Origin of the sequence: Sphingobacterium sp. (genome assembly GCF_032065005.1) — a bacterium.
Classification (GTDB): domain Bacteria; phylum Bacteroidota; class Bacteroidia; order Sphingobacteriales; family Sphingobacteriaceae; genus Sphingobacterium.
Genome location: NZ_DAMBMM010000010.1, coordinates 69,719 through 83,496 on the forward strand (window position 1 = coordinate 69,719; position 13,778 = coordinate 83,496).

The 13,778-nt window shown below is 39.4% G+C and carries 17 protein-coding genes; 3 read left to right on the forward strand and 14 right to left on the reverse strand.

The genetic code is table 11. The annotated features are described in order from the left end of the window. Positions 1-10: 10 nt before the first annotated feature. The 3 genes from RT138_RS15355 to RT138_RS15365 all read left to right on the forward strand — a co-directional run bounded on the left by RT138_RS15355 (position 11) and on the right by RT138_RS15365 (position 2,887). Complete coding sequence (locus RT138_RS15355; protein WP_045752272.1) at positions 11-619, forward strand: low molecular weight phosphatase family protein; 609 nt, start codon at positions 11-13, stop codon at positions 617-619. A gap of 9 nt (positions 620-628) precedes the next feature. Then, entirely contained in the window at positions 629-1,660 is a 1,032-nt protein-coding gene (gene arsB, locus RT138_RS15360; protein ID WP_313191386.1) for an ACR3 family arsenite efflux transporter, read from the forward strand. Between the two features lie 159 nt (positions 1,661-1,819). Next, complete coding sequence (locus tag RT138_RS15365) at positions 1,820-2,887, forward strand: ArsO family NAD(P)H-dependent flavin-containing monooxygenase (RefSeq protein ID WP_313191387.1); 1,068 nt, start codon at positions 1,820-1,822, stop codon at positions 2,885-2,887. Between the two features lie 322 nt (positions 2,888-3,209). On the opposite strand, the gene RT138_RS15370 is transcribed toward RT138_RS15365, so the two are convergent. The 14 genes from RT138_RS15370 to RT138_RS15435 form a co-directional block, all read right to left on the reverse strand. Further along, a complete protein-coding gene (locus RT138_RS15370) occupies positions 3,210-3,602 on the reverse strand; it encodes a DNA-binding response regulator (RefSeq protein WP_313191388.1) in 393 nt (130 codons plus the stop codon). 275 nt (positions 3,603-3,877) lie between these two features. Next, on the reverse strand, positions 3,878-4,177 hold the full coding sequence (locus tag RT138_RS15375) for a helix-turn-helix domain-containing protein (protein ID WP_313191389.1): 300 nt from the start codon (positions 4,175-4,177) through the stop codon (positions 3,878-3,880). After that, positions 4,158-4,469, reverse strand: a complete 312-nt coding sequence (locus RT138_RS15380; RefSeq protein ID WP_313191390.1) for a helix-turn-helix domain-containing protein — start codon at positions 4,467-4,469, stop codon at positions 4,158-4,160. The genes RT138_RS15375 and RT138_RS15380 overlap by 20 nt, the downstream gene beginning before the upstream one ends. Positions 4,470-4,635: 166 nt before the next feature. Continuing rightward, positions 4,636-4,929 carry a hypothetical protein gene (locus RT138_RS15385; RefSeq protein WP_045755914.1) on the reverse strand — a complete coding sequence of 98 codons (294 nt, stop codon included), beginning with the start codon at positions 4,927-4,929 and terminating at the stop codon, positions 4,636-4,638. Between the two features lie 120 nt (positions 4,930-5,049). After that, on the reverse strand, positions 5,050-5,499 hold the full coding sequence (locus tag RT138_RS15390; protein WP_313191420.1) for a DUF3872 domain-containing protein: 450 nt from the start codon (positions 5,497-5,499) through the stop codon (positions 5,050-5,052). 12 nt (positions 5,500-5,511) lie between these two features. Next, positions 5,512-6,072: a conjugal transfer protein TraO gene (locus RT138_RS15395; RefSeq protein WP_313191391.1), complete on the reverse strand. Its 561-nt coding sequence runs from the start codon at positions 6,070-6,072 to the stop codon at positions 5,512-5,514. A gap of 20 nt (positions 6,073-6,092) precedes the next feature. Next, on the reverse strand, positions 6,093-6,986 hold the full coding sequence (traN, locus tag RT138_RS15400) for a conjugative transposon protein TraN (RefSeq protein ID WP_313191392.1): 894 nt from the start codon (positions 6,984-6,986) through the stop codon (positions 6,093-6,095). Positions 6,987-7,017: 31 nt separating this feature from the next. Further along, entirely contained in the window at positions 7,018-8,355 is a 1,338-nt protein-coding gene (gene traM, locus RT138_RS15405; RefSeq protein WP_313191393.1) for a conjugative transposon protein TraM, read from the reverse strand. Continuing rightward, positions 8,342-8,629, reverse strand: coding sequence for a nitrogen regulatory IIA protein (locus RT138_RS15410; RefSeq protein WP_313191394.1), 288 nt, complete (start codon positions 8,627-8,629; stop codon positions 8,342-8,344). Before RT138_RS15410 ends, traM begins: the two co-directional genes overlap by 14 nt. A gap of 10 nt (positions 8,630-8,639) precedes the next feature. Continuing rightward, positions 8,640-9,263, reverse strand: coding sequence for a conjugative transposon protein TraK (traK, locus tag RT138_RS15415; RefSeq protein ID WP_045755181.1), 624 nt, complete (start codon positions 9,261-9,263; stop codon positions 8,640-8,642). 26 nt (positions 9,264-9,289) lie between these two features. Then, positions 9,290-10,285: a conjugative transposon protein TraJ gene (gene traJ / locus RT138_RS15420; RefSeq protein WP_045755182.1), complete on the reverse strand. Its 996-nt coding sequence runs from the start codon at positions 10,283-10,285 to the stop codon at positions 9,290-9,292. Positions 10,286-10,287: 2 nt separating this feature from the next. Further along, positions 10,288-10,920 (reverse strand): DUF4141 domain-containing protein, encoded by a 633-nt coding sequence (locus tag RT138_RS15425; RefSeq protein WP_045755183.1) that lies wholly within the window; start codon positions 10,918-10,920, stop codon positions 10,288-10,290. Positions 10,921-10,941: 21 nt separating this feature from the next. Then, complete coding sequence (locus RT138_RS15430) at positions 10,942-13,446, reverse strand: TraG family conjugative transposon ATPase (protein ID WP_313191395.1); 2,505 nt, start codon at positions 13,444-13,446, stop codon at positions 10,942-10,944. Beyond that, positions 13,443-13,775: a DUF4133 domain-containing protein gene (locus tag RT138_RS15435; RefSeq protein WP_313191396.1), complete on the reverse strand. Its 333-nt coding sequence runs from the start codon at positions 13,773-13,775 to the stop codon at positions 13,443-13,445. Before RT138_RS15435 ends, RT138_RS15430 begins: the two co-directional genes overlap by 4 nt. Positions 13,776-13,778 lie beyond the last annotated feature (3 nt).

A 13,778-nucleotide genomic window follows, 5' to 3' on the forward strand; every position in this document is an offset into this window, starting at 1 on the left:
AAATACGATTATGAACACAAAATTAGTAAATACAGTTACGGATATACTAAAATTAGAAATCAATCAAGGGCGCAAAGCTACTTTGCAGCCCTTGATTGACTATATCCAAGGTAAATTTACAGATGGATTAGATATCAACATCAATTTTATCTGTACGCACAATTCACGTAGAAGTCACTTGTCTCAAGTATGGGCACAAATAGCGGCGACACACTACCAGATACCTAGAGTTATATGTTATTCAGGTGGTACCGAAGAAACAGCTATGTTTCCTAAAGTTGCAGAAACATTTGAAAAAGCAGGAATCGAGGTAATTACCATTTCCGAAGGTGCTAATCCGGTATATGCACTCAAATATGATAAAAATGCATTGCCGATAATAGGTTTCTCTAAAAAATACGATGCAGCATTCAATCCTCAATCCAACTTTGCTGCCGTCATGACCTGTTCACAAGCAGACGGTGGTTGTCCATTTATTGCGGGTGCTGAGAAGCGCATACCTATTACCTTTGAGGATCCTAAAATCTCAGACAATACAGACCAACAAGATCAGGTCTATAATCGTAGAAGTTTAGAAATAGCCTCAGAAATGTTTTATGTCTTTTCACAAATTAAATAAAGAATAGTGATGGAAGTAAGAATGAAGTTTTTAGACCGATACTTAACCTTATGGATCTTTTTGGCGATGGGATTAGGGGTGTTAATAGGGAATTTATTTCCAAGCATTTCTAACGTGATGGATTCACTATCGGTTGGAACTACTAATATCCCATTGGCTATTGGTCTAATCATCGTGATGTATCCTCCTTTGGCTAAAGTAAATTATAATCTTTTGCCGCTTGCGTTTAAGGATAAAAAAGTGCTTAGCTTATCACTTATCCTAAACTGGCTTGTTGGTCCTATCTTGATGTTTATACTAGCAGTGATATTCTTAAGAAATGAACCAGACTATATGGTCGGATTAATTCTTATTGGTCTCGCACGATGTATTGCCATGGTCATTGTATGGAATGACCTTGCAAAAGGAAATAGAGAGTATGCCGCGCTTCTAATTGCATTAAACAGTATTTTTCAAATCGTATTTTACAGCTTTTTTGTTTGGTTGTTTATCAATGTATTGCCAACTTATTTTGGTTTTGCTGAATATTCCGTTTCAATAGAGATGAGCGAAGTCATTAAAAGCGTACTCATCTATTTAGGAATTCCTTTTTTAGCCGGATTTTTAAGTCATAAATACCTTTCTAAAATAAAAGGTGAAAATTGGTATACCCGTAAATTTATACCCTTTATATCACCATTTACCCTGTATGCTTTGCTATTCACCATTGTTTTAATGTTTAGCCTAAAAGGGGAGCAAATTGTACAACTACCTATGCAGGTTCTGAAAGTTGCTATTCCGTTAGTGATTTATTTTGTATTGATGTTCTTTATCAGTTTTTTCATGAATAAATCCATGAATGTAGCCTATGATAAGAATGCCGCAATATCCTTTACCGCTACGGGCAACAACTTCGAATTAGCCATTGCAGTAGCGATAGCCGTATTCGGAATACATTCTCCACAAGCATTTGTGGGGGTTATTGGTCCATTGATTGAAGTACCCGTCTTAATCCTGTTAGTACGTGTTAGTCTTTGGCTTAAAAAGAAATATTACAGTTAAACTTTATTGCTCAGTAAGGCAGGGACTTCCAAAAAGGTAAATCCCTGTTTTTTTTAATTATATAAGTTGTTTTTCTGGTATTGACATATCAATATATACATACTTAATGACATTAAAAGCTTTAGATTTTTTGTACTGTATGGAATAGTAATCGTTTAAATGAGTGAAATGAAAATTTATGATGTAATAGTTATTGGTGGTGGGCAAAGTGCCCTTGCTTGTGGATATTTTTTAAGACGCACTGGTTTAAATTATATGCTACTCGACGAGCAAAGGCAGTCTGGCGGAGCATGGAATCATGGATGGGAATCATTGACCCTATTCTCCCCAGCACAATTTAGTTCATTACCTGGATGGCTCATGCCAGAATCTCAGGGTAAATTCCCATTCAGAAAAGAAACAATTGATTATCTAGAAAAGTATGAGAATAAATATAATATACCAACAACTAGATCGGTTAAGGTTCAATCGGTAGAAAGAACCCAAGAAGGATTTAAATTGCAAACATCAGATGGTGAGTACTTTGCGAAAGCAGTGGTTTCAGCAACTGGTACTTGGTCCGCGCCATTTATTCCGGATGTAAAAGGAAAGGAATTATTTAAAGGTCTACAAGTACATTCTGCTCATTACAGAAGTCCTGAGATTTTTAAGGATAAAAAAGTACTAATTGTAGGAGGTGGTAATTCTGGAGCACAATTACTTGCTGAAATATCCAAAGTAGGACAAACCGAATGGTCTACACTTGAAAATCCTAGTTTTCTTCCTGATGAAGTAGACGGTCGTGTGCTATTTGATACTGCAACAGCAATGTATAATGCCCAAAAAGAAGGGAAAACATTGGATACAAACACCTATAATTTGTCAAATATTGTAATGGTACCATCAGTTGTCGAAGCAAGAAGAAGAAATGTTTTATATAGCAAAGGTCGTATAAATTCCATAACAGCTACCGGTGTTGAATGGGAAACTGGAGAAGAGGAAAAGTTTGATGCCATAGTTTGGTGTACTGGTTTTAGGTATGCCACCCAACATCTCGATAACTTAGGTATTACCGATCCGAACGGCCGAGTTGAAACAACAGGAACTAGAGCAAATAGAGTTTCTGGACTTTGGCTAGTAGGATATGGAAATTGGACAGGCTTTGCATCTGCCACACTTATTGGAGTTGGAAGATCAGCTAAGAATACAGTAAACGAAATTAAGGAATACTTGGCTACTACAAGGTAAACCTATTATCCGTAAATGAATAAGGAGATGTGTCGGAATACAATATTTTTTGACTTTGACCCAACATAGAAAACCCCTCTTTTGATGCAAATCCGTTAAGAAATCATACTGTAAGGGTCGACCTGTGTCTCGATCCAATTAATGTAATAAATCTATTTTATCCAGCGCCCAACCCTGCCTGTTTCCTGTGTCCAAAATTATTGTGTAATAATAAAGTCACCCCACATTTTTTATCAAAATTATTTGTCTTTTAATGCTGGAGGCGTTACTTATTTAAAAATATTTTCAAACGATTTTCGTTATCCCCTCACAAAAATATTTATCAGCCATTGGAAACTCTTTCAATGGCTTTTTTAAAATCGTCAGTATCAGTACCAATTAATAAATAACTTGAAAAACCAATAGCTAAGAGCGTCTTACCAATTTTCTCATTGTCAATATCACTATGGGCAATAAGTTTAATGCTAGGGTATTTTGTTTTGAATTCTTGAAGTTTTTTCAATACATTCTTATCGAAGAAATCAAGGTCGATAATACAAACCTGAGGAAGTTCTTTTAATGCTGATAATTGAGAGAGTCCGTCTTCAATATTTTCCGAACGAAACAATACTTCAATTCCTGAAGCAACGAAATCCTTGCAAATTAAATCCAAAATAGGACTTTTATCGTTGATAAAGGCGAGGGTGATTTTTTCTTTTGCTGTGCCAGTTTCCATATCATACCTTTTTTAAGTTGATGTAGCCCTGCACAAAAAAATAAAGCGCAGGCAACTACACTTACACCGACATTGAGGCACTGGTATACCCGACTACGAATAAGCGAGCGCCCACGCCTATGGCATGAGCGTTCTTTCTTATTGTCCCGTAGTCTTAAAAATTACCAGTTTTCAATGCGGGACTTAAAGTAAAAACACTTTAAGATTTTTCTATATGTTCCTACAAAGATACTAAAGTCGTTCTGATACGAAAACACAATCTGAATAAAAATTGGTTATATATGGTCGGTATTATTGGATATGTAGTTCTGCTCCAAGACTGTCAAAATATCACTTTCCTTGTAAATTATCTTTCCCCCTATTTGTATATACGGTAGGATTTTATCATCTCTGTATTGCTGTAAAGTTCGTTTGCTGATATGGAGCCGTTCGCATACATCTTCGCCAGATAGGTATATTTCTCCTTTCATTATAGGACGGTAGTTGTTCAATATTTCTTCGATACGATTTTTTAATCGCATGATCAGCTCCTGATGAGCGATGATTTCTTCCGCTTCATTTGTCAGTAAATCCATTGTTGTTTGTATTGTACGGCTGACCAGCTTCGAGCAAAACTTGTACGTCCGAGCGTTTATAATAATTCTTACGATTCAATTTGGAATAAGGCAATAAGCCTTTGTCTTTATAAGTCTGTAATGTCCGTTTGGTAATGTTCATCATCAAACACACTTCCTGGTTATCCAACCATTTCTCTTCTTTGAAAATTGGAGTATATTTCCTTGAGGCATTTTCGGTCAATTCCAAAAGTTCCCTTAGCTCATTCTTCATTTCATCCAATGCGGACTTCTGTATTGCAATCACTTCCATTTTTACTCATTTTTTCGGTGGAAGTTAAATTTATAAAGGTATTTTAAGACATTCTGAAATGTTGTAGCCGATGGCTTTGAAAGGCGGTATTTGGCAGTTTACTTTTGCTAAAAATAGAATAATCCAAAAGGTTATCCGATTTTAAAATTATTGTGAAGAATAAAAATTAACGTTGTGCAGGCTGTTCGGTTTTTACTTCAGATTGTTTTTTTTCTTTCTCTTTTTTCATTTGCGAATACGACCAAACAAAAAGAATTCCAATAATAATCAAAGCGTAAGCACACCATTTACCGATACGCTCTATAAGACGAATAAATACGGATGATTCAAAACTTGAAAATCCTTCAGCACCTACGGCATTACGCCTATAAAATTTCCTGCGGTTTATCCAATAGACAAGACCTATTCCAACAATAAGAGGAATAATCCCCAGCACCAATTGAGAAGTAACTGCATCCATACCTATAAAATTATAATTCAAGTAAATTTAAACAAAATCATTCATACACTGAAAGTTGAAAAGCAAAAAACCGACCTGCATAATTGCATACAGGTCGGTTTTTCTTTAATTCAAGTCTTTCTAATTACTACTGTTAAAGTCAAAGCTTAATTGCTTTTCATTCCCAAAACTATCCGAAATCCAAATCTCAAAAGATTGTGATACGGTAGATGCCGAAGTGTAATACAACCGGAATTGTTCCGAAGGTAATGGGTATAAATCATTCGGCAGGTACGGAGGTTCATCGTAATAACGAAGCATACCTTTTCCGTCAAACTGAAAATACCGCAGATAGTATTGTGTATTACGGTAATTACCGCTTTTTTGTATGGTTATCCTGATCTCGATAGTCTGACCATTTGTTACCTCCTTTGGTACAGGCATTATTTTGACCTCAAAAGGAAAATCATTCTGTATTTCCAGTTCGTCATCTTTGCTGCAAGATACCAAGGTAACCGAAGCTATGAGGATTGCCAGCATTGTATATATCGGGCTTAATCCTGTCCTGAATTTATTAAATATTGCTATCATCATTTTTATATTTTAAAAGTTAAACCGTAATCCTAGACCAGCTGATGGTCGGAATTGTTGTAGATCCGTACCCCATAATACTTTTGTACGACCTTGTAAGACGAGTACAAATCGGTCAGACAAGTAGGTCTCAAAAGACAATCGTCCGCCTGCCCCGTAAATGAAGTTGTCCTCGCTCAGTATTTTTGCTCCGTCATACAACATTGCTTCACCACGGTTAATGGTTTCATAACCCACTACACCTGTTATAGCAGCATTCAGTGCAATGTTTTTACGGGCATCGCCTAACAAGAATAAACTGTAACCACCTTCGGCAGTATAAGTTTCCTGTGGTATGCGGAGGTCTTTGTAGTTGTGGTATTGGTGCGTATATTCCAACGCCCAAAGCTGGTAATTTCCATTTTTACCATTCACGGTCATTCCAAGACTGATGTAATAATCATTGCCAATCTTGTCATCGGATAATACGCCTGTGCTTATTTCCAATCCTTTTTGTTTGGGCAACATTCGCTGTGCCTGTGTAACCGTGATGGTCATCAAAACGAGCATCACGGTATAGATATATTTTTTCATCGTTATAATTTTAAAGGTTATTAAAATTTCAGGTGCATATCGTCAATCAAACGAGCTTTGATTAAGTCTGAATTTTCGACCTGAAGCGTTTGATGTCTGCCACCATTTTTTTCAAAAATCTCAATCAACAGTACCTTGTCATCGGCAATGGTAAATTGGTCTAAAAGGAACACGTTTTGTTCGGTCGATTTGCCATTGATACCGTCCAATGGCTTATAAGTTCTCAGTGGTATCATCGGACGTTCCTGTACCACGGTACGTTTAGCTATCTTTTTGTCTACTACTTTGAAATTGATAAAATCAATCTGAAAAGGCACGTTAGTACGGTTTTTTACTTCCGTGTTGAAATAATATTTACCGTTGTGGATGTAGATTCCTTTCAGGATAAACTGAATACCGAAACTCTTGGCGCCAATATGTTTTACAATGCGCTTGTTGTTTTTATAGATCGTTTCTAATAACAAACCTGCCAATGATGGCGAATTGTTGCCCAATTCTTCAAAAAGTACATCGTTACCATTCGATTTATCTACTGACTTTTGCATTGTCAGCAGGTCATAGCTCAACACATTGGGATACCCACTATAATACACATTGAAACTGTAAAAACGTCCGTCATTGGTAATGACCGAAAAATTGGTTTCGGATTCAAAATCCCTTACGGAAGCTTTCACACGCAATACATTTTCGGCATCTTCTGCCTTTCCAGCGATGAGGTATTCGCTTCCTAAATCCACGTATCTAATACCCGTTGGGAAAATTAGATGGGAAGTTTTGTCGTAAGTAACTTCCATTTGGTAAGGTTCTATTTTGCCCAAAGCAAGTGGAGTTCTTATGCTGTTCTGTGCAAAAGAAGGTACGGCAAAGCCGATCATCAGGGCGATTGCCCAAAAGGTTTTTAAATGATTTTTCATCGTATTTAATTTTATTTGTTTGAATTCAACATTATTTTTTAGTCACCAGGAATACTTGATGTCCTGCCTTTAGGGTCACTTTTGGTGTTTTTACTTTTTTGGCGAAATAGCCCGAAATCCCTTGTACCACGCCACGGCTCAAATCAGCGGCTACTTGCTGTCCTGCCGATTGCGTAAGCATTACGCTTGTTCCCGTATTCTGGCTCATATTACCCGCCATTTCGGTAAGGGCGTTCATTTCTGGTGAATACGGTACGTACAAACCTTGCTGTCCATCCAGATCGTAAATGGTGATATCCACTGGCATGATATTGCCTTCCAATTCTATGGAAGTAATTTTTAGCTGTAACCGGCCTGTTTGAAATTTGGCATTAGCGGTTACGATTGTTCCTTTGGGAATCGTGCGATTAGGTGTCTGGGCAGATTCCAACAAACGCAAACGAACGCCTGTTTCTCCAACAACCGTCTGTTCATCGTGTACGCAGGCTTTGATGCTATTTTTGGGTTGTATGATTTGCTGGGTTGAACCAGCGGTATAGAAACCTCGATTTCTGCTTTCGTTCCAATCGGCTAGAAAAGCACTATCTGTAGGCTCACGATACAAAGCTGAAACGGTGCTCTTCCTTGATGAGGTAAAGGATACAAATTGCTCCTTTTGTGTTGACCCCGTTGTCGCTGGAGCAATACTTTTAGCAGGTGCAGCTTCTGTCGAATTTGTTCCTGTTGGCAGATACTTTGCTGCCATTTGGTAGGATTTCTCCATGAGGGAAAGCTGATCATCTAATGTTGGAACAGGTGGGACATCCTTTTCCGCTAATTGCTCTTTTAATTCGTCCACTTTTTTACGGAGTTCCATGGTCTCCGAGTGATCATCTTGATAAAAAGAACCCAATGTACTTTGCATATTTCGGTAACTACTTAATGCAGGATTGCCAGATCTTCCTGAATTTCTGCCACCACCGCCATAATCGTAGCTTTCGTCTTCGTCGGAAAATTCGTCAATCGACTCGTCCTTGTCTTCGGTACTCCAATAATCCGAAAGCGTAGTTAAAGCATTACGCTTTTCCTGGTCTTTGCGTTCCAACATTTCTAATTCATAAGCTTTGCCTTTGTCAGCAGGCATTCCTGCACCCGTTGCTTGTGGGACAGCATCGTTCAAACCAATGTTTTCGATTTCTTTTTTGTCAGCGGACGGTTTAAAGATCAAATACATACAGCCTACGAAAACAACTCCCATTAAACCAAAGATGAGCGGTTTTTTAAGTTTGTCCATTTTGTTCTGTGTACTGTCTTGCAGTATATCGGCGGTATCTTTCGGGGTTCCCTCGGTTACCCGAACAACCGACTTTTTGTTCTCATTTTCTTTCATATAACTTGTTTTTAAAAATTGTTGTTAATGTGTCCTGCAATCTTGCAGGGTTTTCGTTCTTTTTGAGAATAGGGTTTTCGATATGCTCGATTTGCATATCGTTACGGGATTTTGCTGTATCGTACCATACTTTGAAAACGACACCTACGGTAAGCAGTAAATACGCCGTGAAGAAATACAAGGTGTATCGGTACTGTTTGCGTAGCGGTAATCTCCGCCAACGATTGTCCAGCTTGTCAAAATACCTGTCTATATTTGTTCTTAATTTTTTCATACCCGAAACTTTAGCGTTCAATCACTTCTATATCTTTGTTTTCAAGCACCGCAAATTTTTCGATATTGAACCCCTGTGGATTGTTGTCTGAACGGACAGAGTTTACCAGATAGCAGGAAGTAATCAGGTTTCGCTTGGTTACATTACTCGAACGAATAATGAATTGTTTAGAGTAGGCACGTACCGAATACGGATAGGTATCAAAATTGCAAACCACACTATCCACTTCGATGCGTTGCTGTACGTTTCCGGAAATGATACGGCTGTAATACCCTTTTTCCGAAAGGTCTTTGTAATAGTCAAAAGCCGATTTGTCCGCAAGGTTAAAAGCCCTTTTCATATTGCTTTCGATGGCATTCTTATCCGGTGCGAGCGTAAAGAACAGTTCATGGAAGCGTTTTACGTGTTCCCTTGCTTCGACTGGTCTGTTGATACTTGCATCTTGCGCTAAAGCCAACATCAATGATTTGCCATTGTCCAAGACATATACTTTTTCTCGCTGTTGCTCCGCAAAGCGGTAGGATTTCCACACGGAAAATCCTACAACACTTATGCAGAGTACGGCAAATACAAGGGCGTACAGCCTGATTTGGCGAAAACTGTTTTCAATATTTCTTAATGTTTTAAATTCCATTTTCTTGAATGATTAGTTGTTTTATCTTATTTTTTTAGAAGCTGACCTCCAATGTTGCCAGCAGCCGAACCTGCGCCCGCACTTGCGACATTCCCTGCTTTCATTGCTGTCTGGTTTACGTTGCGGGTAAAGTTTCCTGCACCACCGGCTTGGATAACCCAACCTGTTACCGTCGGAATGGTAAAGTATCCCACGATGCCGATAATCATAAAAATGACGTAAACAGTATTTGAGGTGTCGGGAATGAAAGTCGGATCGGCAAGCATCTCAATATCTTTTTCGATGATGAGGGATTGAATCTTGGCAAGCATCGCACTGAACAGATCAGCGACTGGCAACCATAAATAAACACTGATGTATCGGGTGAGCCATTGCGTGAGTGTCGATTGAAAACCATCCCATACCGATATTGCAAAAGCTATGGGGCCGAGAATGGATAGAACAATTAAAAAAAATGTCCGTATGGTGTCAACGACTAATGCAGCCGCTTGAAACAATATTTCTAACAAATTGCGAAACCAATCCTTGACGCTTTTTTCCATACTGTACATACCACGCTCTAGGTACATACCCGACATCGTAACCAAATCGGAAGGTGACCAACCCAATTCTTCGAGTTTTTTATCGAACTCCTCATTTGATACCAAATAAGCAGTTTCGGGATCTCGCAACATCGCTTCTCGTTCCAAGAGGTCTTTTTTTGCCTGCAAATCATTCAGATCAAGCACCTGGTTTTCGAGAATAGCGTGCGTACCTTGTACCACGGGGCTTAATACGGCATTGATGGTTCCCAAAACCATGGTTGGAAAGAACATGATGCAAAGTCCCAAAGCAAACGGGCGAAGTAGTGGGTACATATCGATTGGTTCTGCTCGGCTGAGTGCCTGCCATACTTTGATGGCGACATAGAACAAAGCGCCCAATCCTGCGACTCCTTTAGCCACTGCCGCCATATCGGCGGACAGTGGCATCATCTCGTCATACAGGGAACGTAGTACTTCGTGAAGATTATTGAATTCCATAACTACCAGTATTTTTGATTTGAAGTGCCGTACAGCTCAAGTACTCTTTGGGTATTGTTCTGTTTCTTTGCTCTTAGAATACTGACGGAGATATTCTTATTGGTGTAGTAGCGTACCAGACTGTGGTATTCTTTTACTTCGTTATACACTTTATCAATAATATCCATACGCTCTTTATCATTTAGCGATAGGCTAGATGAGCTTACGATCTGTTTGAGTTCTTTCAGTAGCTCCGTACTTTCATTCAGCAATGCCGAATAACCGTTAGCAATCGCCGCCAATTCCTGTGCAGAAAAGTTTGGGTCATTCATCATCTTACCGAAATTCTGAACGTACATTTCGGACACATCACCGACAAGTAATACGGTCTGCTGCACCTTACGGGCGTCTTTCACCAGATTGTTTACCGCTTGTAGTTTGTCGTAATATTCTTTACCCTGGTTGTACATCTTTTCCACCTCTTTGAAGTTTTTAACGACATTGGATACCGTGGATGAAGTCTGTATGATTTCATTGGCGCTGTTAAGGATACCCGATGCCAGATTTACTGGATCGGTGACTACAAATTGCGCTTTCGCTGATGGTGCTACGGCAAGCATAAGTGCCGTACACACCAAATACATGATTTTTTTCATTTTTGATAATTTTTAAAATTGTTACTGATTTGATTTCTCTCGCCTTTGCATGGCGATACGTTTAATAGCGAGCTCTACGTTTCCGCCCAGTTCAGAAGCTAATTGCATCACTTCCATTTTTTCGGTTTCTTCGGTGGTGTAGGCAAAATATTCCTCCAAACTAACTTCTGTGGCATAGACGGCGGAATGGGTTCCGCCTAAGCCAATCCATACTTCTTTGTAAAGTCGAGAAGGATCGTTGTTCATATTGATGGAAAGTACCTGTGCTTTTTCTTTGTCGGTTAGCCCCAGCATGGCTTGTATCTCATCAAACTTGTTCATGTACTTACGCTGATCGAGCAGGATTTTACAATCGGAATTGTTGATGATGCTTTCTTTGACGATGGGCGATTGGATGATGTCATCCACTTCTTGAGTTACCACAATGGCCTCTCCGAAGAACTTCCTAACGGTTTTAAACAAATATTTTATATATTCCGCCATACCTTCTTTGGCAATGGCTTTCCAAGCTTCTTCAATCAGGATGAGTTTTCGGATACCTTTGAGCCTGCGCATCTTGTTGATAAAGACCTCCATAATGATGATGGTCACAATGGGAAATAAAATTTTGTGATCTTTTATCGCATCAATTTCGAAAACAATAAAGCGTTTGGAAAGCAGGTCGAGTTGCTTATTGGAGTTCAATAAGTAATCATATTCCCCTCCTTTGTAATAAGGTTCGAGTACGTTAAGAAAATTAGCAATGTCAAAATCTTTCTCACGAACTTGTTTTTCCTCCAATACTTTGCGGTAATCGCCTTTTACATATTCATAAAAACCATTAAAAGAAGGAAATTCGCTGTGCTGTTTAATACGGTCGATGTAACCACTTACAGCATTGGACAATGCTACTTCTTCCGAACGAGTTGGTGGTTCATCATCACGCTTCCATAAAGTCAAGATGAGCGTTTTCACACTTTCCCTTTTCTCAATGTCAAACACACCGTCGTCGGTATAGAATGGATTAAAAGCAATCGGATTATCCTCGGTATAGGTAAAGTAAACACCATCTTCGCCTTTGGTTTTACCCTTAATCAATTCGCACAATCCTTGATAAGAATTTCCCGTATCCACAAGCAACACGTGTGCACCTTGCTCATAATATTGACGTACCATGTGGTTGGTGAAGAACGATTTTCCTGAACCTGAAGGGCCCAAAATAAATTTGTTCCGATTGGTGATAATCCCACGTTTCATCGGTAAATCCGAAATATCTAAATGGATAGGCTTTCCGGTCAAACGATCCGCCATCTTGATACCGAATGGCGAGGGTGAATTGTGGTAATTGGTTTCCTCGGTAAACAAACACAAAGCAGGCTCTATAAAGGTGTAGAAGCTTTCTTCACTCGGGATATCAGCGGCATTACCCGGTATTCCCGCCCAGTACAGCGTAGCTACGTCGGTCGTGTTATGGCGAGGTTTACATTCCATTAATGCTAATGCACTACCGCAATCATTCTTCAATTGTTTAAGCTCTGCTGGATCTTCCGACCAGGCCATAATGTTGAAATGTGCCCGAATAGAAGAAAGTCCGAACGAATGTGCTTCGTTCAAGTATTTTTCGATCCACTCTTTGTTGATTTGATTGGCACGACTGTACCGAGCCAAAGAGTGCATATTCCTTGCAGACTTCTCAAACTTTTGCAGATTAGCTTCGCTGTTATCTAAGAATAAATATTGGTTGTAAATGTGATTACAGCTTAACAGCAATCCCACAGGAGCAGCGAAAGACAAACGGCAATCGCTCCGATCGGTCGATAGTTTCTCAAAACGAGTATCTGCTGAAACCGCTGTAGGCAAGTCATCTGTATCGGACAAGGTGTGCAGACTTAATCTTTTATTTCCGACACGAACTTCCTCAGCCCCAAGCGCAATGTCTTGCATCGGTGTACCGACTTCTCTGGAAAGCGTAAGGTATTGTTCTAGCAACCCCTGTTTTTCATCCGTTCCAATGATATCGTCTTCGGTGAGGCGTTTTAGGCTTACAAAACCGCTATCGTTCACGATACGCTCAAACTGCGCCACGGTTTCCATAAAATGGTGGATCGCTTCCTTATCCCTGATTTCCTTTGGTATCAGCGTACCTTTGCAAAGCGAAGAAAAGTTACTTTGCATCCGCATCCGATCTTTGGTGGTTTTGGTTAGGAACAGGTAGCAGTAATGGTTTAGAAACGGTCGTTCGTTGAAGTGGCGTTGGTAGGATTTAGCCAAAAAACTTTGATCTTCCTTCGCCAAATCAGGTGCGTAGTTCTCTTTGATGTACCAATCCTGTTTGTGAATAACCGTAAAATCTGGCAAGGTTTTGATTGCTTTATGCCAAGCGGAATGAATCGCTTCATATTCCGCAGAAGCGACCGTGAACAATTCAGGTAAACGCACTTCAAAACAGGCGGTAATGTCTGCATCTTTGGAAAGAATGCAATTGTTTTCTACAGCCAGCAAAGGAAATTTGTTTTCCAATGTGGTCGTCTTAGATACATTTCTCATACGGCATTTGATTTAGGAGTGAATTTTAAATAGCGGTGTACAGGCTTGCGACAGATGATGTAGCGAGGATGCCTTTTTCTTGCGCCCACTTTCATTAATCCGTGTTCGCCGTATTTCCTGTTCAATGAAAAGGTTTGCCAGATGATCAGTGATGCACCGCCTGCTCCCAGAAACAAGCAGATATAGGAATTGACACCAGCCATATACAGTATCATCACGAAGATGAGCGTACCTAGTAGTCCACCTGCAAAAATGAACAGGTATTGTGCTTTCAGTCCTTTAAACTCTACTGTTCTTCCAATCCCTTTATTGATGTTATAAATACTCATAGG

What these genes read in the sequence shown, in the direction of transcription:
- RT138_RS15355 (WP_045752272.1), top strand. Translation starts at nt 11, where the DNA reads ATGAACACAAAATTAGTAAATACAGTTACGGATATACTAAAATTAGAA.
- arsB (WP_313191386.1), top strand. Translation starts at nt 629, where the DNA reads ATGGAAGTAAGAATGAAGTTTTTAGACCGATACTTAACCTTATGGATC.
- RT138_RS15365 (WP_313191387.1), top strand. Translation starts at nt 1,820, where the DNA reads ATGAGTGAAATGAAAATTTATGATGTAATAGTTATTGGTGGTGGGCAA.
- RT138_RS15370 (WP_313191388.1), bottom strand. Translation starts at nt 3,602, where the DNA reads ATGGAAACTGGCACAGCAAAAGAAAAAATCACCCTCGCCTTTATCAAC.
- RT138_RS15375 (WP_313191389.1), bottom strand. Translation starts at nt 4,177, where the DNA reads ATGGATTTACTGACAAATGAAGCGGAAGAAATCATCGCTCATCAGGAG.
- RT138_RS15380 (WP_313191390.1), bottom strand. Translation starts at nt 4,469, where the DNA reads ATGGAAGTGATTGCAATACAGAAGTCCGCATTGGATGAAATGAAGAAT.
- RT138_RS15385 (WP_045755914.1), bottom strand. Translation starts at nt 4,929, where the DNA reads ATGGATGCAGTTACTTCTCAATTGGTGCTGGGGATTATTCCTCTTATT.
- RT138_RS15390 (WP_313191420.1), bottom strand. Translation starts at nt 5,499, where the DNA reads ATGATAGCAATATTTAATAAATTCAGGACAGGATTAAGCCCGATATAT.
- RT138_RS15395 (WP_313191391.1), bottom strand. Translation starts at nt 6,072, where the DNA reads ATGAAAAAATATATCTATACCGTGATGCTCGTTTTGATGACCATCACG.
- traN (WP_313191392.1), bottom strand. Translation starts at nt 6,986, where the DNA reads ATGAAAAATCATTTAAAAACCTTTTGGGCAATCGCCCTGATGATCGGC.
- traM (WP_313191393.1), bottom strand. Translation starts at nt 8,355, where the DNA reads ATGAAAGAAAATGAGAACAAAAAGTCGGTTGTTCGGGTAACCGAGGGA.
- RT138_RS15410 (WP_313191394.1), bottom strand. Translation starts at nt 8,629, where the DNA reads ATGAAAAAATTAAGAACAAATATAGACAGGTATTTTGACAAGCTGGAC.
- traK (WP_045755181.1), bottom strand. Translation starts at nt 9,263, where the DNA reads ATGGAATTTAAAACATTAAGAAATATTGAAAACAGTTTTCGCCAAATC.
- traJ (WP_045755182.1), bottom strand. Translation starts at nt 10,285, where the DNA reads ATGGAATTCAATAATCTTCACGAAGTACTACGTTCCCTGTATGACGAG.
- RT138_RS15425 (WP_045755183.1), bottom strand. Translation starts at nt 10,920, where the DNA reads ATGAAAAAAATCATGTATTTGGTGTGTACGGCACTTATGCTTGCCGTA.
- RT138_RS15430 (WP_313191395.1), bottom strand. Translation starts at nt 13,446, where the DNA reads ATGAGAAATGTATCTAAGACGACCACATTGGAAAACAAATTTCCTTTG.
- RT138_RS15435 (WP_313191396.1), bottom strand. Translation starts at nt 13,775, where the DNA reads ATGAGTATTTATAACATCAATAAAGGGATTGGAAGAACAGTAGAGTTT.